The sequence below is a fragment of the Bacteroidota bacterium genome, from assembly GCA_039714315.1.
Taxonomy (GTDB): domain Bacteria; phylum Bacteroidota; class Bacteroidia; order Flavobacteriales; family JADGDT01; genus JADGDT01.
Genome location: JBDLJM010000169.1, coordinates 1 through 5,947, shown reverse-complemented (window position 1 = coordinate 5,947; position 5,947 = coordinate 1). Strand labels below are relative to the sequence as shown.

Here is a 5,947-nt window from a genome sequence, read left to right as displayed (position 1 = left end):
TACAATGATGCATCTCGAAGAGAAAGATTTAGTGATTTTACTTCAAAAAGTTAATGAGGTCTTAGTTCCAAAATCACCGGTTTACATTTCAGTTTCAGGAGATAGAGAGTTAAAAAACGATGAGCGATTTTTTTTAAATTTTTCCAAGAACGATTGGATTAATATATTCGAAAAAAGCAATTTTATTATAAATGATATTATAGAAAATTACGATGCATCGGGAAGGGAAATTAAATGGTATTCTTTTTTAATGGAAACGAAAGCATAGCATGAAAATAGATACGGAAAGTTTTATAAGAGTTAGTCAAATATTGGAGCGAGATGCTAAAACAGCTACATATAAATTTGCATTGATAAAAGCTACAATTGATGCTATTAGCTACTACGATCAACATATTATCAAAGATAAACTTCACAATAGAGTTAGCTTTTCAATGGGATTATTGGTGGAGCAATGGTTGTGGTATTATTATCCTTTATTAGAATCAGATATATTTCTACCCCAACTTGATGCAGAAACACCGATTGGAGAGAAAGGTAAAAATATTGCTTTTAGAGCTGATTTTGAGAATTTGATTAAGTCATATTCAAAATATGGAGGTTTCAAGAATTTTTATCAATCATATAAGAAGTATAATTTACCTGAAGATATTTATCCGATTTTAACTAAATTAATAAAGAGTCTTTATTCCGCTATTGAAAATGGGCCAATCAAGTATCTTGGTAATTCTTTTTCTCAAAACAACTACTCTATCTATAGCAAACCGGAAGGGAAGAATCGCTTCGTTGCTAAAAAAGGAGAACGGATTAATTCTGGGTTTTTAATTAATAATTTGAAACATGTTAGTATTCCTTACGATTTCTACATTGTATTGAAATATATGGGTGGTTTCATTGGCGGCAGAAACTCAATTATAAATAACTGGGCTGACTTCATTGTAAAAACATCTAAAAATCAAAACAATAAAATCAAAAAAGGATACATACTCGAAAGATTAATGGTTCATCCAGGTTCTTCACGTGACACTAAACTTGTTGAATCTTATTACAAAAAGAAAGATGAGTTGTTTTGTGTTTGGAGTGGTAAAAAAATTGATGAAAGATTTGATGATAATAAATTGAATGTTGATCATGTATTACCTTTTGCCCACTACCTAAACAATGATATCTGGAATTTACTTCCGGCATTGAAAAAAGTAAATGGAAACAAGAGTGATAAAATTCCAACACCTGATTTAATTGAAAAACGAAAAGATATAATCGTGGATTATTGGGGAGAACTCCATGAGTTTTTTAATAAAAGTTTTGAAGATGAGGTTCGAGTCTCGCTTGTTCCAAACCTGAATTTTGATTCTTCTACGAATTGGGAGACCTCAACATTAAATGCCCTAAAATCAAAAGCTGAATTTTTTATTGATGTTAGAGGTGTTGAGGGGTGGGAGAAGTAGAAAATTAGAGATCCCATTAACTCCCATTGTCACTCCTCAATGCTTTACAAAGTATTCATAAAAAAACAATACCTGATAGTTAATAGCTTCATTCCAGTATTCCCAGCTGTGTTTTCCCGGTCGTTCTATATAGGTATGTGCAATTTTTTTCTCACGGAGCTTATTGTGAAAAGTCCTGTTTACATCGAAAAAGAAATCGTCGTAACCGCAATCCATAATTATCACCATATTTTCGCCTATAGAATCAATCATGTTGGTAACCGTATGTTTATTCCACAGGTCTTTATTTTTGGAATATCTGCCTAAACGTTTTTTGATATCCCAGTTTTCGGGGAAAGGTCTGAAGTCGACACCTCCCGACATACTGCCAATTGCTCCCCATATATCCTGATGCCTTATGCCGAGATAAAAAGCACCGTGTCCGCCCATGCTTAAGCCCATTATTGCACGGCCGCTTTTATTTTTTATTGTATTATACTTTTCATCAACAGTATTTACAAGTTCCTTCGAAACATAGGTTTCGTACATGTATCCGGGGTCGATAGGGCTGTCGAAGTACCAGCTTGTACTACCTCCGTCGGGGCATACTATAATAATATTATATATGTCCGAAAGTTTCTTTATGTCGGGATTTCGCGAAATATAATCGAGATAGTTGCCGCCGGCACCGTGAAGCATGTAAAGTACCGGTAAACCATCCTTTTGCTTTTCATGGCTGTCGGGGTAAATTACTATGTTGGAGATATTTTTATCCATTATTTTGCTTTTAATGATTAAGGTGTCAACCTGTGAAGCAAAAAGATTAGCCCCTATACCAAGCAGTAAAATGATTAATAATTTTCTTAGAACAGTCATAGTCAGTTTATTTTATAAAGTAGCTTGTTTAGATTCGTATTGTTGAGTTTTAATTTTTGGTTATTAGCCAAACGTTATAGCATCCAGTATTTTTTTCCAGCTATATAAACCCTCTTCTTCTTTTTCTTCAGGGGCTTCATGAAAATCGGTAAAAGAAGATGAAGGAGCAAAATTTTCGATGTAACAACTTTCTTTAGCGCCGATATCTATGTCAGAATCTTCCTGATCTGTATGGTCGTATTCGGCAGCGATAAATTCTATTCCGGTTATATCGGAAATGTCGGATAATACTTTTTGAAGTTTTAGATAGGCTTTGTTGTCTTTTTCTTCCAATAACAAATACATCACCCTTTTTAAAAGAGCCATATCATAGATTGATGAATTTACTATCGAATAATTTTTATCACTATAACGATACATGTCTTTATTCCCAATAACAGGAGCATTGAAGCCAAGTGAATCGCCCCGCATTACTTCGATATCTCGATGAATACTGCTTTCCGAAATATTTTCGTTTAAACCTTCATATGCCTTCAACTGTTCGGAACACATTTCCTGCATTCGTTTAATAGTGCATTTAATAAAGCTATTACGTAAGCACCTGTCAATTTGCCTGTATCTGATCAGAGCGTTTAAGTTTAGAGGCATATTGTGTTAATTTATTCTTTGCAGAATGATTGTATAAAGCTAATTTATTTTTATTATAAATCCTGAGATGGTATATATTTGAGCTGGAAAGATTTAATTTAAACAGAAAATGAAAAAAATCATCTCACTGCTTACTATTGTTGTAATGTTGTTTATTAGCGGCTGTGGAGCATCAAAGAGCGCTACATTAGGAAGTGCAGAGCGCGATGGGAGCTCCTTCGAAAAAGCAATTATTGTATCTTCCGTTTCTGAAGAATATGAATATGTTAGAAAAGATTGCCACAATTGTAATATGTTACGACAGTCTCTGGTTTTCGAAAAAAAGAAACCTTATGATATTTTAACTTTAGAGAAGCCTGATGGTGAACAGGTGGATTACTATTTCGACATTTCTAAGTTTTACGGGAAATGGTAAAACCGGGATGCTAAATCCTGTTTACCGCCGACAGCATTGCAATGTAATTTTCGTCGGGGATATAATCGGGGATACTGTTTCCCGACCCCAGTGCATAGCCACCGCGTTCCATTGCTTTTTTTAACATAGTAACTGATCTTTCTATTATTTCATCCGGTGTTTTTCTGGCCAGGAAGTCGATATCAATACCGCCGAGTATTGCAATTCTGTCGCCCCATAGATCATAAGCTTCCTCCACAGGAGTTATGAGGTCTTCGTACGAATGTTTTGCATCGTATTTCATGTCGTCGATAATATCGTCCATAACATCATCTACTTTTCCGCATGAATGCAAAATTGCTTTTTTGCCAGATTTGTGTACAGCTTCAACTATTTTTTTATGCCATGGGAATACCCATCTCCTCAGCATTTCGGGCGAAAACATGGTTTGATTTTTGAATCCCCAGTCGTCATTTACTATACATGCTCCAACTGTATCTACCTGCGTTACTATTTCGTAAAACCTCAAAAGCCTGGAACCAACAGCATCAAAAATATCGCTTGTCAGATCTTCGTCGAGAAGAGTCATATAACTCAGGTTTTCGAAACCTACAAGGTCTATTACATTTTCCAATAATCCTCCATTTCCCGAGGCAATAAGTTTCATGCCTTCCGGAAGTACTTCTTTTAGGTCGGAGTAGATGTAATAATCTCCCTTTTCGGCATCGGGCCAGGGGTATTTTTCGAAACTCTCCCGGTCACTAATCATATTTCCTGCATTTAGCGAGTGACTTTCTTTTTCTTCAATCTCGCCTTTGGGAAAGCTTAATGTATTTGTTCGCCATGCCGAGATTGTCGCATAGTCGTAACCGGCATTTATAAAAGAATTAATCAGTTTCTTAAATTGAAAAAGCCTGTCTTTATCATCTCCTTTATAATCGGCCGAAAGTTTGTCGTTTACTCTGTTGTTAAATGCAAATTCAAACAGAGTAGGTCGGTTAGGAACCTCCCTGTTGAGCACCTTTAAAAGATTGTTAAAGTCCGGTTCAAAATTATCTGATCTTTTATAATAGGTCTTCATAAGTGCTAAAATATTTAAGGCTAAATTATAATAATGCTAAGTTACTGAACTTACCATTATTTGCTGATAAATATTCTTCACAGTATCACACATTCCTTTAGAGTAAATTTTCATACAAATCCATTAGAACATCAACTCACCAGGACAGTGATATATTGAGTCATTATTTTACTTATCTTAGATAGTAAATAAGAAATTTATTAATATGGAAGCGGAAAGTAAACACAGAACCCAGTCATTGATTAACCTACTGATAAAAATAGCACTGATAGCAGTTGTTTTTTCGTGGTCGTTTACAATTATATATCCATTTGTATCTCTGCTTGTATGGGGTGGAATAATTGCAATTACGCTTTATCCTGTGTATGATAAATTAAGGGAAAAGCTGAAAGGAAAAAACAAAATGGCATCTGTAATTATTTCTTTATTGGGAATACTGTTAATTCTTATCCCCAGCGGATGGCTGATAGAGTCGCTGGTTGGAGGTATAAGTTCTTTGAATATTAACAGTGAGGATTTTGAACTGGTATTGCCGCCCTTACCGGATAAAATCAGGGCCATTCCGTTATTGGGTGATAAAATAGCTCTGGTATGGGGAAGTCTGTCATCGGTATTAATGGAGTCTTTAGGCGAATACAAAGCCGAAATAATGTCGGCCGTATCGTGGTTTGCCAATGCACTGATGGGGATAGGAGTAGGGATAATTCAATTTATTGTAGCTGTAATAATCTCCGGAGTGTTATTGTATTTTTCAGAATCTTTAAAGGATTTATTTTCAAAGTTCTTTATTAAAATTGCCGGTGATGACGGTGAAAACATGCTGGATATAATCGAAAATACTGTAAGAAGTGTGTCCAAAGGAGTATTTGGAGTAGGGCTTGTACAGTCTTTGTTACTGGGGGTAGTTTTCATGTTGGCCGGTGTTCCCTTTGCCGGACTATGGGCATTAATCGCCATGATTTTGATAATAATTCAAATGGGACCCACCCTGGTATCTTTGGGCGTAATAATCTACCTGTTCAACACGCAGGGGATGTTTGCCGCGGGTATATGGTCTGTCTTAATTTTAGCTATTACTTTAGCCGATAACGTTGTTAAGCCTATAATTATGGGAAAAGGTTCGTCTGTTCCGATGATGGTTGTTTTTCTTGGGTCATTGGGGGGATTTATCACTTCCGGTTTCGTGGGATTGTTTATAGGGGCAATAATTTTATCGGTAACCTATATTCTTTTTATTGACTGGCTTGGTGTTGAAAGAACGGGATGAAAGAGGAAACCGACGAAGGAGGTTCAGCGAGCACCGTGTCTCGGCTTAGCCGATGAACCGTTGAAGAACGGAGTGCCAGCGAGCTAAAGATAAAAGATAAAAGATAAAAGATAAAAGAGAAAAGAGAAAAGATAAAAGAGAAAAGATGCCTGCCTTCGTGACTCAGTCAGGCAGGAAAGATGAAGGATAAAAGAGAAAAGATAAAAGAGGAAAGATAAAAGAGACTTAAGACCGAAGAATATAAAGTGTTCTTC

Annotated in this window: 7 protein-coding genes; 4 read left to right on the top strand and 3 right to left on the bottom strand. The window is 35.8% G+C overall.

Annotated elements, in window-relative coordinates:
• On the top strand, positions 1-268 hold a 268-nt coding region (locus tag ABFR62_12665), incomplete at its 5' end, for a hypothetical protein (GenBank protein ID MEN8139275.1).
• A 1-nt stretch (position 269) separates the two neighbouring features.
• Positions 270-1,448 (top strand): HNH endonuclease domain-containing protein, encoded by a 1,179-nt coding sequence (locus tag ABFR62_12660; GenBank protein MEN8139274.1) that lies wholly within the window; start codon positions 270-272, stop codon positions 1,446-1,448.
• A 36-nt stretch (positions 1,449-1,484) separates the two neighbouring features.
• Here ABFR62_12660 and ABFR62_12655 read toward each other — a convergent pair whose 3' ends face one another.
• Together ABFR62_12655 and ABFR62_12650 are read right to left on the bottom strand one after the other, a co-directional pair.
• Positions 1,485-2,303, bottom strand: coding sequence for an alpha/beta hydrolase family protein (locus tag ABFR62_12655; GenBank protein MEN8139273.1), 819 nt, complete (start codon positions 2,301-2,303; stop codon positions 1,485-1,487).
• Between the two features lie 63 nt (positions 2,304-2,366).
• Positions 2,367-2,855, bottom strand: coding sequence for a hypothetical protein (locus tag ABFR62_12650; protein ID MEN8139272.1), 489 nt, complete (start codon positions 2,853-2,855; stop codon positions 2,367-2,369).
• A 205-nt stretch (positions 2,856-3,060) separates the two neighbouring features.
• Here ABFR62_12650 and ABFR62_12645 point away from each other — a divergent pair, with 205 nt between their 5' ends.
• Positions 3,061-3,366: a hypothetical protein gene (locus ABFR62_12645; protein MEN8139271.1), complete on the top strand. Its 306-nt coding sequence runs from the start codon at positions 3,061-3,063 to the stop codon at positions 3,364-3,366.
• Positions 3,367-3,376: 10 nt separating this feature from the next.
• On the opposite strand, the gene ABFR62_12640 is transcribed toward ABFR62_12645, so the two are convergent.
• Positions 3,377-4,426 carry a uroporphyrinogen decarboxylase family protein gene (locus tag ABFR62_12640; protein MEN8139270.1) on the bottom strand — a complete coding sequence of 350 codons (1,050 nt, stop codon included), beginning with the start codon at positions 4,424-4,426 and terminating at the stop codon, positions 3,377-3,379.
• 205 nt (positions 4,427-4,631) lie between these two features.
• On the opposite strand from ABFR62_12640, the gene ABFR62_12635 reads away from it, so the two are divergent.
• Positions 4,632-5,693 carry an AI-2E family transporter gene (locus ABFR62_12635; GenBank protein MEN8139269.1) on the top strand — a complete coding sequence of 354 codons (1,062 nt, stop codon included), beginning with the start codon at positions 4,632-4,634 and terminating at the stop codon, positions 5,691-5,693.
• The last annotated feature ends 254 nt before the right edge of the window (positions 5,694-5,947 follow it).